At 43.3% G+C, this 19,634-nt stretch carries 12 protein-coding genes; 2 read left to right on the plus strand and 10 right to left on the minus strand.

Translation table 11 applies throughout. The features are described 5' to 3' along the window. Positions 1–9: 9 nt before the first annotated feature. The 5 genes from CEF17_RS15595 to CEF17_RS15615 all read right to left on the minus strand — a co-directional run bounded on the left by CEF17_RS15595 (position 10) and on the right by CEF17_RS15615 (position 6,742). A complete protein-coding gene (locus tag CEF17_RS15595) occupies positions 10–1,086 on the minus strand; it encodes a glycosyltransferase family 4 protein (RefSeq protein WP_100400346.1) in 1,077 nt (358 codons plus the stop codon). Between the two features lie 115 nt (positions 1,087–1,201). Further along, positions 1,202–2,332 carry a glycosyltransferase family 4 protein gene (locus CEF17_RS15600; protein WP_198508995.1) on the minus strand — a complete coding sequence of 377 codons (1,131 nt, stop codon included), beginning with the start codon at positions 2,330–2,332 and terminating at the stop codon, positions 1,202–1,204. Beyond that, positions 2,325–3,545: a glycosyltransferase family 4 protein gene (locus tag CEF17_RS15605; RefSeq protein ID WP_100400348.1), complete on the minus strand. Its 1,221-nt coding sequence runs from the start codon at positions 3,543–3,545 to the stop codon at positions 2,325–2,327. Before CEF17_RS15605 ends, CEF17_RS15600 begins: the two co-directional genes overlap by 8 nt. Positions 3,546–3,698: 153 nt before the next feature. Further along, positions 3,699–4,874 (minus strand): glycosyltransferase family 4 protein, encoded by a 1,176-nt coding sequence (locus CEF17_RS15610; protein WP_100400349.1) that lies wholly within the window; start codon positions 4,872–4,874, stop codon positions 3,699–3,701. Beyond that, on the minus strand, positions 4,775–6,742 hold the full coding sequence (locus CEF17_RS15615) for a glycosyltransferase family protein (protein WP_100400350.1): 1,968 nt from the start codon (positions 6,740–6,742) through the stop codon (positions 4,775–4,777). The genes CEF17_RS15610 and CEF17_RS15615 overlap by 100 nt, the downstream gene beginning before the upstream one ends. 165 nt (positions 6,743–6,907) lie before the next feature. Here CEF17_RS15615 and CEF17_RS15620 point away from each other — a divergent pair, with 165 nt between their 5' ends. After that, positions 6,908–9,154 carry a SpoIID/LytB domain-containing protein gene (locus tag CEF17_RS15620; RefSeq protein WP_100400351.1) on the plus strand — a complete coding sequence of 749 codons (2,247 nt, stop codon included), beginning with the start codon at positions 6,908–6,910 and terminating at the stop codon, positions 9,152–9,154. Between the two features lie 78 nt (positions 9,155–9,232). After that, positions 9,233–11,263: an N-acetylmuramoyl-L-alanine amidase gene (locus CEF17_RS15625; protein WP_100400352.1), complete on the plus strand. Its 2,031-nt coding sequence runs from the start codon at positions 9,233–9,235 to the stop codon at positions 11,261–11,263. A 289-nt stretch (positions 11,264–11,552) separates the two neighbouring features. On the opposite strand, the gene CEF17_RS15630 is transcribed toward CEF17_RS15625, so the two are convergent. From CEF17_RS15630 to CEF17_RS15650, 5 genes are all read right to left on the minus strand, one after another. Next, positions 11,553–13,178 carry a cell wall-binding repeat-containing protein gene (locus CEF17_RS15630; protein ID WP_100400353.1) on the minus strand — a complete coding sequence of 542 codons (1,626 nt, stop codon included), beginning with the start codon at positions 13,176–13,178 and terminating at the stop codon, positions 11,553–11,555. Between the two features lie 4 nt (positions 13,179–13,182). After that, positions 13,183–15,291 carry a cell wall-binding repeat-containing protein gene (locus CEF17_RS15635; RefSeq protein ID WP_100400354.1) on the minus strand — a complete coding sequence of 703 codons (2,109 nt, stop codon included), beginning with the start codon at positions 15,289–15,291 and terminating at the stop codon, positions 13,183–13,185. 259 nt (positions 15,292–15,550) lie between these two features. Then, complete coding sequence (locus CEF17_RS15640) at positions 15,551–16,657, minus strand: acyltransferase family protein (RefSeq protein WP_100400355.1); 1,107 nt, start codon at positions 16,655–16,657, stop codon at positions 15,551–15,553. A 90-nt stretch (positions 16,658–16,747) separates the two neighbouring features. Further along, complete coding sequence (locus CEF17_RS15645; RefSeq protein ID WP_100400356.1) at positions 16,748–17,503, minus strand: glycosyltransferase family A protein; 756 nt, start codon at positions 17,501–17,503, stop codon at positions 16,748–16,750. Positions 17,504–17,552: 49 nt separating this feature from the next. Further along, positions 17,553–19,625, minus strand: coding sequence for a glycosyltransferase (locus CEF17_RS15650; protein ID WP_100400357.1), 2,073 nt, complete (start codon positions 19,623–19,625; stop codon positions 17,553–17,555). Between the last annotated feature and the right edge of the window lie 9 nt (positions 19,626–19,634).

A 19,634-nucleotide genomic window follows, 5' to 3' on the forward strand; every position in this document is an offset into this window, starting at 1 on the left:
TCCTTTTTATTATTGCCTCAGCAATGTTTTCTTTTTTAACTTCTTCACCAGGCTGAAGATTGGTTTCTTCCGTTCTCCTAGTATTCCAATCCATTCGGCCATCACCTGGGTTAATAACCCCAGAAAGAGAATGATTAGAATAGACATCCATAACGCGGTTTCTGAAAAGACGAGCGCTGCGCCCCCAAAGAATATGCTGACTCCGTATAGGATTAATACGGTTGTTCTGTGGCTGAAACCAAGAGCAAGAAGTCTGTAGTGCAAATGCCCTTTATCCGGCGCGGAAATCTTCTGTTTGTTCAGCAGTCTCCTGATAATGGCAAAGAACGTATCAAAGATCGGCACTGCCAGAATAATAACCGGGATAATCAAGGTAAACAGTGTCAGGTTCTTAAACAAACCGACCATGGAAATAATCGATATCGAATATCCTAGAAACATGGATCCTGTGTCACCCATGAAGATTTTAGCAGGGTGAAAGTTGAACACTAAGAATCCAAGCCCGCTCCCCACTAAGACAATGGCAAGGGCTGCAGCAAGGATCTGTCCGTCCATAAAGGCCATCATAAACAAAATCGTTAAGGCAATTGAACTGGTTCCCGCTGCCAGTCCGTCCAACCCGTCAATTAAGTTAATAGCATTTACCATGGCAAGAATCCATAAAATTGTAAAAGGGTAGCTCCATAATCCAAACTCTATATAGCCGTTAAACGGCAGAGAAATAAATTCAATCTGTAATCCGCCTGCTACCACAATGGTTGCGGCGGCCATCTGCCCAAACAGCTTTTTGCTTGGGGATAGTGTATATTTATCATCAATCAAGCCGAGAATGAGTATCGTAAGTGCCCCGATCGTAATAGGCCAGAAAAATTCAAAGGGAGGCTGTAAATAGATCAGCCCGGCCACGGCCCCAAAGGCGATCGCTACTCCGCCAATTCGAGGCATGGAATCTTCATGCACTTTTCGTTGAGAAGGCTGGTCCACAAATCCGCCTTTAAGTGCAAGCTTCTTCACTAAAGGTGTAGTGGCTATCGTGACGATAAAAGCGATAAATAAAGCGATAAAATATTCATATAATGGCTCCACCGTCCACACCTTCCTCAATAATATACTTTATTGTACCATTACTAAGTATATCAGCAAGGCAGGTACAATCAAGCATTATTTTATTTTCCCATAATCTTATACATCTATGCTTTTTTCATTTCTTCTGCTTTGAAAGCAATTCTTCATAAAATCGTAGAAGGACCCTGCCTTCCGATTTCCAGCTGTATGACTCTTCAAAGGCCTTCAGCGCCCGCTTTTGTATTTCTTTCAGTTCCTTTTCATCTTCCATTAATTTCAGCATTCCACCTGCGATTTCCTCCGGGGATTCTGGATTCACCAGCTCGCCTGTCTGGTAGTCTGTCACTACTTTTCGGTAGTTGGGAAAGTCTGAGGAAACGACTGCAAGCCCGGTGGCCATGTATTCAAAAAGCTTATTCGGCAGACAGACGACATGGTTTGGTACCGGAAGGTATGGAAGCAGTCCAATAGAAGAATGCTCTAAATATTCATGGACCTTCTGGTAGGATACTTTTCCGGTAAAGGTAACATGGTCTTCTATTTCAAGAGAATTGATCAATTCCATGATCCTCTTCTCAAATTCAGCAGATTGAAAGAACCCTACAAAGGTTAGGTGAGCATCAGGACGGGCCTTTACCACTTTGGCAAAGCCCTCAATAAGCTCTGCCGCTCCGCGGATTTCCGTAATTCCTCCTACATAGACGAGCTGTGTCGCATCTTTTTTTGAAAGGTCAGGCGCAGGAAACAATTCATTTAATGGATAATTCTCTACTTTACAATGCTTGTACTTCCTGTACCTTTCCCCAATTTCCTCGGTCGTCACAACTATACCCGATAAAAAGGGAAGCAACACCTTTTCCGTCATTTCGAACACCTTTTTCATCATCACCCTGGCAGGCTTTGAAAGGTAAGGCTTGCTCATGATCGCATTTGGGTAGTGCTCATGAACATCAAAGACCACAGGCTTTCTCGTTAAGATTCGCAGGAGGACACCTGCAGGAAGCAGCTCAGGATCATGAAAATGATAAATATCACCATTCTGCTTTCTCGCAATCTTTACAGCTTTCAATGAAAGAAGAAGACGTGACAACCTGCTTCCCGCTTTTGGGAGGGGAATAATAGGTACTTCTTGATCCTCATACTCTTCCGGTTCCGGGGCAATGAGTTCTACGTCGTATCCTGCTCGCTTAAGGGTCCTGCACTGCTTATAATAAATTCTCCCGTCGTATGCCGGATGAACGGTTGTGAGCACCACTGCTTTAGTCATTTTTCTCATCCTTTACCACGTTCTTAAGAATACTGCTCAGCTTCCTGGCAAGCGTTCTACGGTTATACTTTTGTTTCACGACTTCGGTGACGTTGCTCTCAAGCTCCTTAATCCACTCTCTATTTTTCACCGCTTTGTTCACAGCCTCAGCAAGTTCTTCTGCGTTCCCAGGTTCAAAGGCGATCCCAGCTTCATTTTCAAGCACGATATCCGTCGCTTCTCCCCCTACGCCAATTAAGACTGGTTTTCCAGCTGCCATACAATCAAACACTTTGGAAGGAATGGTAATATGAAAAAGAGGGTGGTTTTTCAAGGTGACTAAGCACAGATCAGCAGCCTGATAGTACGGCATAAGCTCCTCTTTATTCATACTGTCCAAAAACAAGAGATTGGGGATGTGTTCAAAATCTGCTTTTGCCTTCAACGGGTCTTTCTCCACTCCCTCTCCTATAAAGCAAAACGTTACTCCTGCTTCTGGTCCCAGTAGGTTAGCAGCGTCAAGCACGACATCAAGTCCCTGTGCCGCTCCCATGTTTCCTGCGTATAAGACAACAAGGTCATTTCCCAGCTCATGCTTTTTTCGAATCTCTTCCTTTTCTTCACTGGCAGCCGACTGTATATCTTCTATATCTACACCGTTTGTGACTACATTGATCTTTCGTCCATCTACACCTTGCTTGATCAAATGTTCCTTGTATCCATGGGTAACTGTAATAATATGGTCTGCCTTTTGATATAAGAAATTCTCCAGCTTTCTGGCCCATTTGAGCAGGAGCGGATTGGAAAACTGGCTTAGGATTTTAGCAAAATCAACCCACAGGTCCCTTACTTCCAGGATAAAGGGCTTTCTGAGCAGGCGGCTGAGAACATATCCAGATGCTGCCGTAAACAAATGGGGGCTTGAGGCATAAACGGCATCTGTTTTTCTAACAAATAAGCCGCTGATGATACTTGAAAACATAAAGGAAAAATAGTTAGCAAGCCTTGCTTTCGAGCTTTTTTTCGTATCCTGAAAACGAAAGGAACGGCGAACCTCTATGCCTTCTTTTGTTTCTTTTTTAAAAAGTGAACGGTTCTTTTCATGATTTGGAAACGTCGTAAGAACCGTGACCTCATGGCCTTCTTTTACCAGGTTTTTTGCCATATCGTACGCTCTTCCCTGGGCTGCTCCAATTTCTGGCGGAAAGTGCTGGCTGAGATACAGAATTTTCATAGTTTGATTCCCTTTCTTCCAATCCTCTTGGGGCTGTTTCTTCTATTTATTCACATAAAAGAGGTGCATCTGCTGCACCTCTCGCTTGTCCGTATATCCTCTTAGAATTTCTATTCTATTTTACTATGAGAAGGCCTCATGTGAAAGCGGAGATTATTGATTCACGATCGTCTGGAGAGTTGAGAAGTAATGATCCACAACCGGCTCCACCCCGTATCTTGAGGCCACTTCTTCTCTGCCTTCTTTTGCAAGGTCCTTGCGCCACTGTTGGTCTCCTGACATTTTCCCCGCTAAAGAAAGTGCTCCTTGAAGATCATTCCCTTGGTACATGGCCCGTTGAAGAGACCCCTGCAGTACTTCAGGGATTCCTCCCACGTTTGGGGCAATGACCGGGCACTCACAGGCAAGCGCTTCAATGAGGGTCATCCCAAAGGATTCATTCGTTGAGGTGCTCATCGTAAACCCGCCTGTTTTAGCTACGAACGAGTACAGGTGAGGCATCGCCTCGTATTCCACTCTTGGAAGCCAGCGCCATTTGTTCATTAGCTTGTGCTCTTCTACATAGGAAAGAAGTTCTTTCACAGGACGGGGACTTGCTGTTTCTCCCCCTGCCAGCCATATTTCACTGTCCGGATAGGTTTCGGTATAGTCAGCAGCCAGTTCGATAAATCCTCTCCAGTTCTTATGGTCGTTAATCTTTCCAATCCAGAGCATAACCCGGGGCTGTCCGCCTGCTGAAACGCTCCGTGGATAGAAGTGTTCAAGCTCCAGGCAATTTGGCGTTACGTACGCCGGAATGCTCGTTGAGACGTTGTATTCCTTCCTTAACACCTCCATGACGTATTGAGTCGGAGTGATGAGGGCATCGATTGTCGAGACATCAAGCCATTTCAAATATTCAATTCTTTTGGAGGTCCCATGAACTTCATGGATGACTTTCCCTTGAAAGGAAGACGCATGAATAACCTCATAGGCTTCTTCTGTATCCACATTGATGATGAGGTCATAGTTATTTTTGTTGATTAGGTCTTTTAATTCATCATCTGTCTTTGGCTTATACACATGTGGATGCTTGCGAAAAGCCGTCTCCCCTCCGTGATCTCTAAGAAAGGCAAGGTGCACTTCACACTTTTTGCTCAGGTGCACCAGTCTATTTGAAAGCTGAGTGCAGACTCCTCCGAGCAGGAGATATCTGTAGATATATAAAATCTTCAAACCGTTCACCTTCTTTATTGCACAACAACAGGCTGAAAAGGATTCTGAACCTGCAGCCCGGCAAGCTGCTCCGCTTTCGCTTCCCAGCTGTTGGATTGAATTCTTTGATGCCATGTGGAGTAGGGAAACTCCTGCTCCCTTGCTTCGTTCATCTGTTTGTCTATATCCTCTTCCAGGTTTAAAAACATCCCCCTTGGGAAAACCTCGGCTGATTCCTGGAAATTGCCCAGTACAGGCAGACCAAGGGAAATGAGAAAAGCTGTAAAGGGTTCGTTTTGTATAATGTCTTCATAAAAAGCTCCAACGATAGACCACCTTGCCGCAAGGTTCACCAGGTCCCGCTCCTCCCGCGGCCGGTACCACTTAATTCTCTTTTCTTGTTTCACATGCTGAGGCCGGTCTGATGAAACGGCGTGTATCGTTACATTCTTGTATTTCCGCGTTAAGGCCAATAAAAACTCCCAATCAATTCTCTCCTTATTTCCTTCCACACAGCCAATCACCAGCTCCTCGCTTTTCACTTTGTTGCGAGGATACTGAAAGTAGGAAGAATCGATGCCATCGGAAAGCACCACCGGCTGGGGTATACCCTTCCTTTTCAGTGCTTCCGCTTTTTCTTCACTTGACGTGACTGTCTTCATGGACTGATGTAGAAGAAAAGAGTCTTCTGCTTTCCATTGTTCCTTTGCCGGCTTGTCCCACAGATAGTACGTTTTCCAGCCCCGGACAGCAAGTTGGTTAAGCCACTTTGCCCCATGAGTAGAAGCCGCTGTATTTAGCACCACTTTAGGCATGCTGTCTGCAAAGGTGTGCTGAAGCAATCTTGGAAACAGCATGTCCAGTGCTTCTTTTTCTTCTATTTGAAAGACGTTTCCTCCCGCGTAGACAGGGTAATGCTTGCTCTCCTTTTCCCCTTTATAAATGAAAAATACTCCCCAGCCTAATGAGGAGAATGCTTGAGCAAGCTGACTCACTCGTGTGCCACTCTTGTCTTTTATAAATTCTTCATTAGTGTACATGACAATAACCCCGTGGTACCTGTCTTTCCCGTAGGCAGTAAGGAAATAACCTATGGCCTTTTGCCGTTCCTTCATGGAAGGCGCGGGTGTGAGCTTCAATATCCTTTGGTCAGGCCGGCTTCCTTTTACAGGAACCGTAGAGGATGCAATCGACAGAGACGATATGTCAGCAGTTTTTTCGGCTTTCTTGATTATATCTCCAGAAAGCTCGCTTACGGTTTCTTTATATAATGACTTTCTCATTCGATTGTAAAATGTGCTTTCCGTTTCGTATGCCTCCAACAGTTTGGAGTGGTCTTCTAATAATGCGTTCAAGTAATAGCGCAGCTGTTCATTCTCTTCCTTAAGAGCTTGGACTGCTTTTTCCTGATGACGAAAATAACGTTCAGACTCTTCGATTCCAATCTTCACTGCCAGTTTATAGACAAGGTCTTTAGAGTACTCAGATGATTCTTTGTTCCATCCTACATAGCCAATCTTGTCGCCTGTTAGAAATTTCGTCTCTCGCCTTTTGAAATACTTTTGTACTTGGATAAACCGCTCTATAAATCCGTATCCCTCCTTCACAGGAAAGGTCGGGAAGGAAGGAATCACTTCTGTCCAAATGAATTTCCCGCTTGGCTTCAGAACTCTTTGTATACCTGAAAGGAGCGCAGCATAATCAAGTTCTCGCGGAACTTCTCCTACTATCACAGAGTCGAATTGGTTCTCTTTATATATACTCAAGTCGAAATTCCCAGAAAAAGCGTATAGGTCTATGTTACCTGTTTTCACCACTTTGCCTTCGGAAAACATTCTATGAAAATAGGCAGACGTGTGGTAATGGGAGGCAAACAGAATGTCAGCGTTCGGACTCTTTTCCAGCTTCAATCCCTCTTCAAAACGGCCGCCTACAAGCAGGACATAGTTTCCGCCTACTCTTGTTTGTAACCATGGCTGCTGTAAAATTTTGTTTTTTGACAATTTTTTCTTCACACTCCCTGTTGTTTATCCGATATATAAGAAGTACCTGGACTTTAGTCACCGGTACATTTCTAACGATGTTCCTATGCATATCTTCAATATTCTTCTAGCATATGGTACTATCATCTATGATTCAAAGAAAATTTTGTATAAGGAGGTAAGTTTTTGCCGTATTTTCGTATTTTCATTGTTTCGCTTGTCGCATTTTGTATCTTTATCACAATTCCTACTTCATTACTAGCTGAAGAAAAAAACGTCTCCGTCCAACTTCACAACTACATCCAAAACAAAAACAGTCTAAACATACAAGTATCCAATCCATACAACATCTCAGGAAACAGTGATTCTTTAAGCAGCGGATCGTCCTATATAGTGAAACTGGAACAAAACCAGTTAGTGCTGTATAGAGGATCAAGCAAGATAAGGGAATTAGGAACGGAATTCACCCTTACTCCCGAACGGTATGATTACAGTCATTATACCACGGTAGAAGGGAGAAAATACTTGGGCAGCATGACATTTCGTGTCGATGGACAGTACATACGCCCTGTAAATACCCTGCCCCTTGAAGATTACTTAAAAGGTGTCGTTCCTAGAGAAATGCCTGCGAGCTGGCACAAAGAGGCTCTTAAAGCACAAACGGTAGCCGCCCGTACGTTCGCAAGCCATCCAAGCCGTAATAACAGAGAGTTAGTTGACACGGTGTCCGACCAGGTATATGGCGGATATGACTGGCACCCTAACACCTCTGAGGCGGTTGATTCTACAAAAGGAGAAATCCTGACGTATAACGGCACTCCAGTAGAAACCTTTTATTCTTCCAGTAATGGCGGAATGACAGAATCAAATGCTAACGTCTGGTCAAGCAGCCCTCTTCCTTACTTTTCCGTAAAAGAAGATCCGTATGACCCCAAAAACGCCTGGAGCTTAACTCTCCAAAAGACGCAGATCGACCTTTCTTCTCGCGACTTAAAAAAGCCCGAAAACTGGTGGCAGCAAGTAAGAGAGAAAGACAGCGGCAAAGCATTTGTCAATGGAGTTAAAAATCATCTAAAGGGAAGGAATGCGTATTCGGGCTACGAGATAAAACTGACAACTATTGAATCTCTCAATCTATCAAACAGCCGGTACGACGGGGGACGCCATACGGACGCGACCTTAAGAGTATCTTTTATTGCTAAGGACAATAAAGGAAACTTTGTCCGCGACTCTAGTAACAACATTAGAGTGATGACAGAAAATATCAACCAAAGAATGAACCCTTTCCGGATTATGATGGGTGCCGGGGAATTTAGAAGTACACTCGTAAACGTCCAAAATCGAAGCAGTGATATTGTCATTTCCGGTCACGGATTCGGGCACGGTGTCGGCCTAAGCCAGCACGGAGCTAACGAACGAGCAAAAGCAGGACAAAGCTATCAGGACATTCTCGCTTTCTATTATGATGGGTCGTCTCTTGAAGGAAAAACAGCTTCTACTCCTCTTTCAGTCACCAGCCTGGAAGGAGATAACCGCTTCCAAACAAGCGTGGCAATCTCTCAATACGGCTGGAAAAACCCAGGTGAAGTGGATACGGTCGTTGTAGGCCGCGGCGATCGCACAGCGGATGCCCTAACAGGAAACGTTCTGGCCAAGAAGCACAATGCTCCTCTTTTGCTGTCAGAAACAAAGAGAGTTCGAAAGGAAGTAATCGAAGAGATTAAAAGGCTGTCTCCATCGCACATTTATGTGCTAGGTGGTCCTAATGCAATATCCGAAAATGCTGAAAGAGAGCTTCAGTCTATCGCTGCTACTACTCGAGTGGCAGGAGATACAAGACTTGAAACAGCATATGAGATTGCTAATGAGGTAGGCAGTTCTTCTAATAAACTGATACTAACCGCAGGCAGTGACAGTTCAGGAGTCAATGCTTCACCTGACGCTCTTACGATTGCCACCGTAGCAGGCACGGAACAAATTCCTATTCTCTACACGGCCAACCGCAGCAATGTAAACAAAGAAGTCAGTCGCTATATTGAAAATAACAATATTCAGGAAGTATTTATAATTGGCGGCCCCAATGCCATTTCGTCCTCTATAGAGAACGAAGTGAAAAGCTTGGCACCAACAGTTACTCGGGTGGCCGGGGATAACCGTTTTGAAACAGCAATCAAAATCGTAGAACAATGGAACCTTTCTCCTGAAAAAATTTTCTTCGCCAGAGGCGATGATTATGCCGACGCACTATCCGGTTCCCCTCTTGCTGCCAAAGAAGGAGCACCTATTTTATTAACGAGAAGCAATCAGGTTCCTGATGTCATTTCTACGTATCTAAGAAACCAAAGCAGTCAGATTAACAGCCTTTATTATCTTGGCGGAAACCATGCGATTCATTCTTCTGCCAGAGAACAAATTGAAAGTCTAGTAAGGTAAGCTTTTTACTTTAGCCAAGCAATGCTTGCTAAAAGATATGTACATTTATGATTCGCGTTCGCGAAAAGGAGGAAAGAAATGCGCAAACCCCTTCCCATGCTGGGAATTATATTTATTGTTCTCCTCTCGCTTTTGGCCGGAAACACCCATTTCGCACAAGCCAACGGTGAGATTAAGAGATTAGCCGGTGACAACAGGATAGACACAGCGATCGAAATTTCAAAAGAAGGGTGGCCAAATGGCCTCTCAGGGGATAGAGCTGTCATTCTCGCTCGAGCTGACGTGCCTGCCGATGCACTAGCCAGCTCAAGTCTTTCTAGAGAAAAAGACGCTCCTATCCTTCTGACTTACCCAAATCGGGTGGACTCTCAAACCATTAATGAATTACAAAGATTAAACGCCCGTACAGTGTATGTGCTGGGTGGTGAAGATGCGATCAGCAGCACCGTTGTCTCCGGAGTTAGACAACATGGATACACGGTAGAACGCATCGAAGGCAGCAATAGATCTGAAACTGCCCTTGAAATCAACAAAAAAGCAGGTCTTGGCAACAGCCAGTCCGCCCTTCTGGTAAACGGGGTCACCATTGCTGATGCTCTTTCAGCATCAAGCATTGCAGCCAATAATAACATACCTATTTATCTGGCTAATACTGACCACCTGCGTACAGAGCTTCCAAGCTCTGTTAGAAATGTAACCATTCTTGGAGGTCCTCACGCGATCAGTACAAGTCTTGAAAACTCTTTAAAGCAGCAGGGAATTCAAGTAGATAGAATTGCCGGTGACAACCGCTTTGAAACCAACTTAAAAGCCCTGGAGCAGTATTCTTTTTCTAACGATACAATTGTCGTACGAGGAACCTCTGTGAGCAGCGACGGTGAAGACTATCCAGATGCCGTGGCAGCAGCCAGCCTTTCGCACAAGCGTAATGCTCCCGTGGTGCTAAGCCACCACTCAAGCGCACGAAGTGACGTACAAAATTTTTTAAACGGGAGAACTGGCACTCTTTTTGCCCTTGGAGGCCCTCACGCTCTGCCTGATTCAGTCCTTGGCAGCGGAGGATCATCTACTCCGGCTCCAGCTCCGAGTCCTGAACCTGAATCTGAAGATGCGATTGCTGAAGCTACTGTAACTGCCAGCTCCTTAAATGTAAGAAGTACTCCAAGCGGTACAATTATTGGCTCTCTTCCTAACGGAAGTCAGGTTTCTATTTATTCCTATGAAGGAAGCTGGGCTGAAATCCGCTATAACGGGCAAAAGGCTTATGTTTCTTCTAACTTCTTACATGTTCAAACGACATCTCCAGGAGATTCAGGCTCTGAACCTTCTGATGGGATTGTGGCACATGCAAAAGTTGCCGCCTCTACGTTAAATGTAAGAAGAACACCTAATGGAAGCAGCCTGGGAAGTTTAAGAAACGGATCTTCCGTAGATATTTACTCATTTGACGGCGACTGGGCAGAAATTCGTTATGAAGGTCAAAAAGCCTTTGTCCATTCCTTCTACTTGAACATTGACGGTAAAAACAACCTCCTGCGCGGCCATGTCATTGCTGTTGACCCGGGCCACGGAGGAAGTGACCCTGGAGCAGTAGCAAACGGCCTACAAGAAAAAGAGCTTGTTCTTGATGTTGGCCTTCGTTTAGAGAAGCTGCTAAAAGACGCCGGTGCCACTGTGGTCATGACAAGAAATACGGATACCGCTGTATCCTTAAGCAACCGTTCTAGAATAGCAAATGATAGAAATGCTCATTCGTTTATCAGCATTCACGCCAATGCTGCCGGTTCTGCGGCTCACGGAACTGAAACCTACTGGAATCACCGCCATGAGCCTGCGCAGAGTAAAGAGCTTGCTGAAAAAGTGCAAAGCCGTATGATTTATCTTCTCCAGACAAATGACAGAGGTGCGAAAGAAGATCGTTCCTTGTCCTTTATCAACACTGGTTTTGCCGTTCTTCTGAACTCTGAAATGCCTGCAGTTCTTGCAGAGCTTGGCTTTGTAACAAATGCCGCTGAAGCCAACCGAATGAAAACGAATCAGTTTAGAGATGATGCTGCGAATGCTCTTTATCAAGGAATCTTAGATTTCCACCGTCAACCTAGAAACTAAACAGTCTCATAAAAGAAAAAGGTGCCGATTATCAAATAAAGATAATCGGCACCTTTTTTGCTATTTTTTTTGGAGAAAATAGATCATATTTATGAAAATAGGTCTTCATCCAAAAAGTCATCTGTAAAAACCACTTCCTATATCATCGCAGAGAGTTTCAGATTATCTTACATTAATAAGCGAAATCATTTACTTGAAGTCATAGGCTGATTCCACAGTCATCAAGTTGGTAAAAATCAGACGCCAGTGGGAAAAGCAAGCGCTGAAGATCCATGAAAAGACACCGACATTATTGATTAGGACCGTGCACCTTCCCCTGCGGTCTCTTAATTAACCGGTCAAACCAATGGGGAACTGAGGAGTACCCCACTGAGTAACGTCCTTCTCTGGGTGATAAGTACATGTAAGCGTGAGCTGCATCTATGACTCGTTCCCTGTCGTAAACAGGAAGGTTAACCCCACTTACATTTTGGAACTGGTAAGAGGAAACGTGAAATTCAGCTTTCTCTATTTCCTTGTCGATATATAATTCATTGACTGCTATTCCTGCAGCTACATGGTCCCGGTGGGGATCATAATATGAAAAAGTCTTGTGATAGGCCCCAGGGTACCTTTCCTCATATTTCCTAACTACTTCCTTCACCTCATCCACTTGAAGCTGCCCATCCTTAAAGTCATAGATTTCATAGTTGCTTTCAGGAAGCCCCAGTCTTTCCATCGCATCTATAAACTCCATCACTCTGGATTGTCCGAACTCTTGAGGAGTAAGGCTGGGATGATCCGCTAAGACTCTTTGGTAAGTCCCGGATGCCCTGCCTTGCGTTAACAGGATGATATGAACGTCACGGCCGTAGTACAAGTCATTCGCTATTCCCACGCCCATGGTTAGTATTTCATCATCAGGATGAGGAGAATAGTAGATAACTGTGTCTCCACCCTGTTCTCTTGTTTGATAGGAAGGAAAGCTTTGTACATCGTTTAGTACACTTTCTGATAAGGCATTCGGCCCACCAAGGAAGGTAGTATGAACCTTAGGTGTTTCATGTAAGACCTTCCTGCTTGCCGACGGAAAGCTATCTTGTGCAGAGAGCAAGGTAACGCCCTTTTGTTTTGCTGCGGCCGCTGATCCTGTTAACGCGTCAGCAAAGTCTGTTCCCGTAGCAATGAATATATTTCCATTGTCCTGGTGAAATTCCTTAATGACTTCCGCCGCTGTTTCATACCGGTTACTTCCGCTGATACGGGTTCCTGAAAACTGTCTTCGTAGCTCTTCGGAGACAACGGAAGGACCGCCTATCACGAAAACCTCTTCTGCTTTATTTAGTTTGTTTTCAGTGCCTTTGGTCACCCTTTTCCCGTTACGAGTGAGAAGGATGGGATACCCTGCCTCTGCAGCAATCGGGGCAATGGATAGGGCATCTGGAAAGTTGCTGCCGTTTACAAGAATAGCTTTTTCATATTTTCCTAATCTATCAGCAATTGATTCAGCTGTTTCCATCCTGTTTTCTCCGCTGATCCTCGTAACCGAAACCCCTGTACTATTTATTAATTCTTTTTCTATTTCATTTGAGACCGCCATGGGGCCTCCCAGGATGATAACTTCCTCTGCCTGCAGTCGCTGTATTTCCTTTTTTGTTTCTGGTGGTAACGAACTTTTTCTCGTCAGGAGGATCGGGGCTTGCTGTTTATAGGCAAGAGTAGCTCCTGCCAGGGCATCGGGGAAATTGCCACCTTGCGTAAGAACTACTTTCCGGCTAGTCTCCCAGTGTTCCTTGGATATTTCCACTGCTGTTTCAAAACGGTTGTCACCGTATATTCTATGGCTCTCTTTGCCCTCCGCTTCTAAAGAAAGGAATCCACCTATCCCAAGGATCATGCTGATCATTACTACTAACATACTAAAACGATTTTTCATTTATTTATCCTGCTTCCTTACTAATTGGATCCTGAGTGTGTTCTTTTGCAGGGAAGGGATTGCCCATCAATCGATCCAGCTTCCATGCCTTTGATGGTGAAATCGCATTAGGTCCTCCCAGGATTTCATACTGCAATCCCGTGCCTGCTCTGCTTTTAATATACTGTTCCGTCTCCGGAGTAGCTCTTTCCTTTCTTACGAGGAGCATACTCTTGTTATGTTTGGCAGCATAGGCGGCCCCAGATAAGGCATCAGGGAAATTCTCTCCTGAAGCAAACAGCAGCTCTTTACTTGAACCTTTGAAGTAATCGTGTACTTTACTAGCTGTTTCATAACGGTTGCTTCCCGCAATTCTAACAGGATTTGGAAGGCTGCTGACCACCTCCTCAGAGATGGCGTTAGGACCTCCAATGACTATCGTTTCAGATGGGTTCAGCTCCGCTAAATAGGATTTCGTGCTTTCTGGAATGGCATTTCTTCGCACTAGGAGAATCGGAATCCCCTCCTTACTTGCGTAAGGTGCTACTGATAACGCGTCTGGAAAGTTTTCACCAGAAGCAATAATAACTTTATTCGTTTTCTTTCCTAACTTTTTATTAATGTGAACGGCTGTTTCAAAGCGATTGTCCCCGGCCAGCCGGTGTGTAGTATATCCTTTTCTTTGGATAGCCGTTTCAACTGCTGGGGATATGGCATTTGGCCCTCCTAGGAGTACAACGTGATCAATGGCAAGTTCCTCAAGAACCCCCAAGGTTTCTTGGCTGACTCGATTTGACCTTGTCAGCAGCATCGGTGCGTTTAATTCATAGGCAGCCCTTGTACCTGTTAACGAGTCTGGGAATGAAGCATTGGTAGCTAAAATAGCAAAATTCCCTTCGCTCTCTTGAAAACTTCCTGTCTTCTCACTGCTCTTTTCCCAGCCTGCTTTGGCAATTTCTATAGAGGTTTGTATGGCATTGCTTCCGTATATTCGATTTTTAGATTGTAAGTAAGAAAGTGATTGCTCCGCATCTATTAACGGGAACTTCTGGCTAAGACCAATGTCTTTTGCAGGAACCTCTATGATCTCTCTAAGCTGGCTCCCTTCTAAGGAAGGCTCTTGTGCCTTTAGCATAGCTGCGAGAGAGGTAACTTGAGGGGCAGCCATGCTGGTTCCGCTCATTTTCTTATAAGACCCGGGAAATCCGATATATGTACTCATGATTTCTGACCCTGGTGCGACTACCTTAATCTCTGCTCCGAAATTTGAAAAGGAAGATAAGGATGTATTCCTTCCATTTAAAGAGCCTACTGCTAATACCTCAGGAAAGGCTGCAGGGAAGTCTACTTTATCCATGCCTTTATTCCCTGACGCGCCGACCATCAAAATGCCTTGATCATTGGCATACTGGACGGCCTCATTTACATACCGAGAGTAGTTCTCAAAGCCCAGGCTCATATTAATCACGTCGGCTCCGTGATTCGCGGCATAAAATATTGCTTCAGCCAAATCAAACGTCGTTCCTTTTTCCCCCTCTAACACTTTCAAGGGAAGGAGATCGACCTTTCCTTTTGACAAAGAGGCAATTCCCCTGTTGTTATTTGTGACTGCCCCGATGATTCCAGCCACATGAGTTCCATGACCATCTATGTCTTCCACACTTCCTTTGCTGTGTACGAAGTTTTTCCCTTTTATCACATTGGATCCAAGGTCTTCATGGGCTTGATATATTCCGCTGTCTAAGATCGCTGTGACTGCTTTTCCTGTTGGCTGATAGCTCTCCCAGGCACTGTAGGCGTTCATTAAGTTAAGGTCAACCGCCTGAGTGGACAGCAGCGGGTCATTAGGGGTAGAGAAACGAATGAGAGGCTGTTCTGCTTCCGCATATACATTCTCTGCTTCTTTCGTTTCTAAAAATTCCTCTACTTCCTCTTCACTTACCTCAACAATATCGTATTGGTCATCTATTCTTTGTGTTTCTTCATTACTATCCTTGGTAAATGGTGTGACAGTCTCATCAGCTTCCGGTTCTTTTTCCACAAGTATCTTTACCATGCCATCTTCCATGAAAGCATCGTCTAGTGGAAAAAGGCATAAAAAAAGCACACTAGCAGCTACTATTTTCTTTTTCATTTCTTCTCCTCTTTGCTGAAAATCTATTTTATTAACTACTTTCTACCTTTTATTTTAACATCTATTACCAACTAAGTGAGTCTTTTTTTACATCATTTTTGACAATTGCTAAAAACAATAAATACACCGGCTTACAAAGTAGTAGTACACCGGGACATTGTTTTGCTAATTATCTATGAGCCTTTCAGTCTATTTCTATAGAAGAAAAAAGAACACGGTACATGCATTGCACGAACCGTATTCTTCTCCTACTATATTATTAACTTGCTTTTGGTTTCTGCAGCTCTTCTCTTTGAACTGGCGGAGTGTATTTTATTCTATTTACTTTACCCACGACATAAGATCCAAATGGAAGCTTGTTCATCATATATGCAATCACTATAGATCCTATAACTCCTACAAAAAATAATAGTAAGGTATACACCGCAAGGTTCATATCAACCGACTGATCAGTGAGCTTTCGTATCGCCCGCAGAATCATAAAGTGAATAAGATAAATACTGAATGAATAGTTACTGATTAGCACAGCCCATTTTGGAAAGGGCTTGATCTTCGTAAACACGTAATAAAGAAGGGCCATAACCACGCAAGTATATAACAGCAAATCCACTCTCTTGGAAGAGACGTCTGTAACGATGCCTGCTCTGTGGTTAAACACTAAGAACATCAATAAACCGGCACCACCGGCGGTTACCCAGACAATATTCTTTTGAAGCCAGGCTTTCACTTGATCAAAATTTTTCCCTGCGTAATAGGCAGCTGTAAAATAAAATACCCAGCCTGGAAATGGAATGATCGAATGCCTCTCCCAAAACCTTTCCGATATTCCAGCGACAGGATCCATAAAATAAAAGATTGAGAGATACGCTGCATTTACTAAAAAGGAGATTGATAGAATCATCAAAGGGTTTGCCTTATATAAATGCTTAGCAAATAATTTATGAAGAATATAAAATTGAAAGATAATCAAGACAAAATAACCGTACCAGGAACCTAAAACAAGAATGTTCCAGACCTTATCCCAGTATCCGGCCAGTGATAATGATCCGCCTGCATACCATATATCAAACAGTCCGTAAATGAGCCCTATGCTGATGTAGGGCAGAAGAATAAATTGAATCCTTTTAGCAAAGAAATTTTTTGGTACTTGTTTAGGGTAGGCGTATGCCAGCAGAAACTCAGAAATTAATATAAAAAGAGGTGTAGCAAACATCAATGCAACTTGAAATGTCTGCATCCAGCTTCTTAGCTCACCACTAATCGCTACACTATTTATTGCCACAGTCACTGCATGTATAAACACGATGCTCAAACACGCAAACGCCCGGATGTAGTTAATCTCATTAACTACTTTTTTCTTGCTCATAAAAAACCTCCTTGCTCCGCTTCCATAAGATATACCATCTTAAAGAATTTAGCAAGAAGGTTTCTGTTGTTAATTCTTACAAATTATGAACTATCTTTTAAAAAGCTTGGATTTCAGTTTATCCATCCAGCTTACTTTCTTCTTCCCAAAAAACCACTCAAGAATTTCTTCTTTTTCAACTGTATCCTCAATTTCTTGTTTGTCATAAGCATTTTCAAAGCTTGTTGACGTATTGCTCTGGTGAATGATGACTAAGTATCTTCTATCGGTAATTTCCTCATGAGGAAGCTCTTGGACAGATAAATGGCCCTTAAGCTTAATTCTTTTACCTTCAAGGTACTCGTTTGCATCATAAATGATTGTATAAAATGGCGGTGACGGCAGATCAATTGTAGCCAGCCTGTCTTGAGGAGCGTCATAAATATAGCCGACTTTATTAGTAATCACTACTGTATCGCTATTTGTAGGGTCATGCTGGTGCAAATACTCAATATGATCCTTATGATACATGTCATCAGAATCAATTCGTACCAAATAGAAATAGTCATGCCCTTCCACTTCTTTGTTTACAAGCGTGTTGAACGCTGATTTCTTAACAAACTTTATGTTTTCAGGAAGTTCTTCATACTGGTTTAATGCATCCTGCACCAGTTCTTCTGACCTTTGATCGTACTGTACAAACGTAATAAAGTCCTGGTTGGTCTGGTTCTTTAAGCTCTTTAAAGTGAATGTCTGGAACACTTCCATCCGGTAATCAATCCACTCTTTTGTCAGCCTTTTCTCTTCCTTATCCTGTAATCCCCAGTTATTAAAAGCAATGGATACTAATATCTTCTTTTTTGGCAAAAGAGAACCTCCTTACCTATGCTTTTTCTTCACTTTACCATCGTAAAAGCTAGCTTTCCACGATTTTTCTTGCAATTTGGTCTGCACCGTTAATTTGAACAAGCTTTTTCGTGCTTTCTCTCATTTGTTCATTAATCTCTGGGTCTAATGCACGGTCAATAGCCTCTTTGAAATCATCTTCACTCGGATCTCTTAATACGATCGCAGCTCCTGCGTCGCCTGCAATATTTGCTCTGGCCACCTGATCATCTGTTTTCGTATTCTCATTAGGCAGGAAGATAGACGGCACACCAAAGTACATAAGCTCATGGAACGTATTATACCCGGTAGCTGAAATAGCCAGGTCAAACGCTCCAAAATACATGGAGTTAGGATAATCCCTAATTGTCATGACTCTTTCCATATCTACAGCAATCCGTGTTCCAATAATAGATTCACCTACGACTACATAGACATTTTCCCGGCTTGTCAATTCCCTCAGCAAAATAGAAATCGTGGAATTAATATCATTTATATTCCCGGCACCAAGCTGTACATAAACAAGCTTTGCATCTTCAGGAATATTCCACTTTTTCCGTACAATTTCTCTTCCGACAAGCTCTTCCTTATCCAAATAGATAACGGGTTCACTGTGGACCACTTTATCCTGTGTTTCCATGTTGCCGCTTGCTCCCGCTTCTCCTGGCACAAGAATTCGGTCAAAGTACTTTTCTTTCTCAGAAACAAGCTCAGCTGTGCCTTCCTTATGCTGACCTCGTTTTACCCAGTACTTTTTGATTCCTTCATCTTTTCTCATGGAGGATACTAAGCCGGCGTAGGGAAATGCCCCGTCAAACACAATCATTTCTGGCTGATGCAGATCAATGACATCATTTAAATGATTGTGCAGCATTTGATTCCACTGCTTCGCAGTCATTTCTTTCGGGAAGAGCATCTTGGACGGCAAATGATATCCCAAAAAGCCTTCCTGAAGGATCAAGTGCATCGCCGAGCTTGTCGTGTGGAAAACGATCTCTTTATTGGGGTCCAGCTTCTTCACTCGTCTGGCAATGGCCAAGAGTCTCGTTAAGTGGCCAAGACCTGCTCCATTTGTTGGTACAAATACAATCGTCTCTTTTGTTTCGGAGATTGGCTGCACCTTTTCTTGCTTCTGCTGCTGGGAAGACGCATTTCGAGGAACGATCTCTCCGTTTTTTGTCTGCTTATAAATACGATACAACGTACGAGGCAAGCCAAGCATCTTCCTGGGAGATCGCATAGAATTAATAATGGCGTCGCCGATTCTGTACCTTGCTGATGCATTTTCTTTATGTACGGCAAGGACTTTATTAGATTTATCTAATAAGTTCTTTAGTTTCTTTTGTTTTTGCTGTTCCTTTCCGATTTGGCGCTCAAGATGAGACACCATTCCTTCAAGTTCTTTCATTTGAAGACGATAGCTTACCATCTTTTTCAACGTCTCGGCTTCAATAAAACGATCAACATTACTCTCAGATCCTTCAGCTTTATCTACATCCTGATATTTTTCTTTCACATGGGAAAGAATATCCTGAGTAACCCTTAGCCACTTGCCAGTCTCTGTTTCTTCAGGCTCTTCACTGACTTTTATGTATGGATTTACTTCGCTTGTGAAAAATACATACTCATCTAGAATCTTTGTATCTATAATAGAAAGCTTCTGTTCCAAAGACAAATCTTTAAGTTCAGAGATTGTTGCCTCATCATCTTCTGTTAAGAAATCATAGTAATAGACAAGCTTTGTCTGTTCCTTAAGAAAAGGAGAAATGAGAGTAAATAACCCGGCTAGGCTTTGTTGCCGGGTTATTTTGGAGTATACAATAACATCAGTAAATGAGAGACTTTGATCGATTTCACTAAGGTCGTAGACGAATTGAACTTGTCCTTCGCTAATCGCCTGAACGGGAGGCTCTATTTCTTGATCTAGCAGGACAGTAGATGAGCAGCCCTTCTGTTCAAGCAAGGAAAGAAGATCAGGCAAAGGCTCTTGTGAGCCGATAATAAGCACTTGCTTGCCCGCTGCTTTATTTGCGGAATACTGGGTATATGTTCTCCAAAATTCCATTTCATTATAATAGTTGTTCAATTCATTATTCCCTGACATTGTTTAGAC

The sequence above is a fragment of the Bacillus sp. FJAT-44742 genome (genome assembly GCF_002797315.1).
In the GTDB taxonomy this organism is placed as follows: Bacteria; Bacillota; Bacilli; order Bacillales; family Marinococcaceae; genus Thalassorhabdus; species Thalassorhabdus alkalitolerans.

Excerpts from the sequence above, each read along its gene's own strand:
- CEF17_RS15600 (WP_198508995.1), bottom strand. The coding sequence starts at position 2,332 with ATGACTAAAGCAGTGGTGCTCACAACCGTTCATCCGGCATACGACGGG.
- CEF17_RS15605 (WP_100400348.1), bottom strand. The coding sequence starts at position 3,545 with ATGAAAATTCTGTATCTCAGCCAGCACTTTCCGCCAGAAATTGGAGCA.
- CEF17_RS15610 (WP_100400349.1), bottom strand. The coding sequence starts at position 4,874 with ATGGCATCAAAGAATTCAATCCAACAGCTGGGAAGCGAAAGCGGAGCA.
- CEF17_RS15625 (WP_100400352.1), top strand. The coding sequence starts at position 9,233 with ATGCGCAAACCCCTTCCCATGCTGGGAATTATATTTATTGTTCTCCTC.
- CEF17_RS15630 (WP_100400353.1), bottom strand. The coding sequence starts at position 13,178 with ATGAAAAATCGTTTTAGTATGTTAGTAGTAATGATCAGCATGATCCTT.
- CEF17_RS15635 (WP_100400354.1), bottom strand. The coding sequence starts at position 15,291 with ATGAAAAAGAAAATAGTAGCTGCTAGTGTGCTTTTTTTATGCCTTTTT.
- CEF17_RS15640 (WP_100400355.1), bottom strand. The coding sequence starts at position 16,657 with ATGAGCAAGAAAAAAGTAGTTAATGAGATTAACTACATCCGGGCGTTT.
- CEF17_RS15650 (WP_100400357.1), bottom strand. The coding sequence starts at position 19,625 with ATGTCAGGGAATAATGAATTGAACAACTATTATAATGAAATGGAATTT.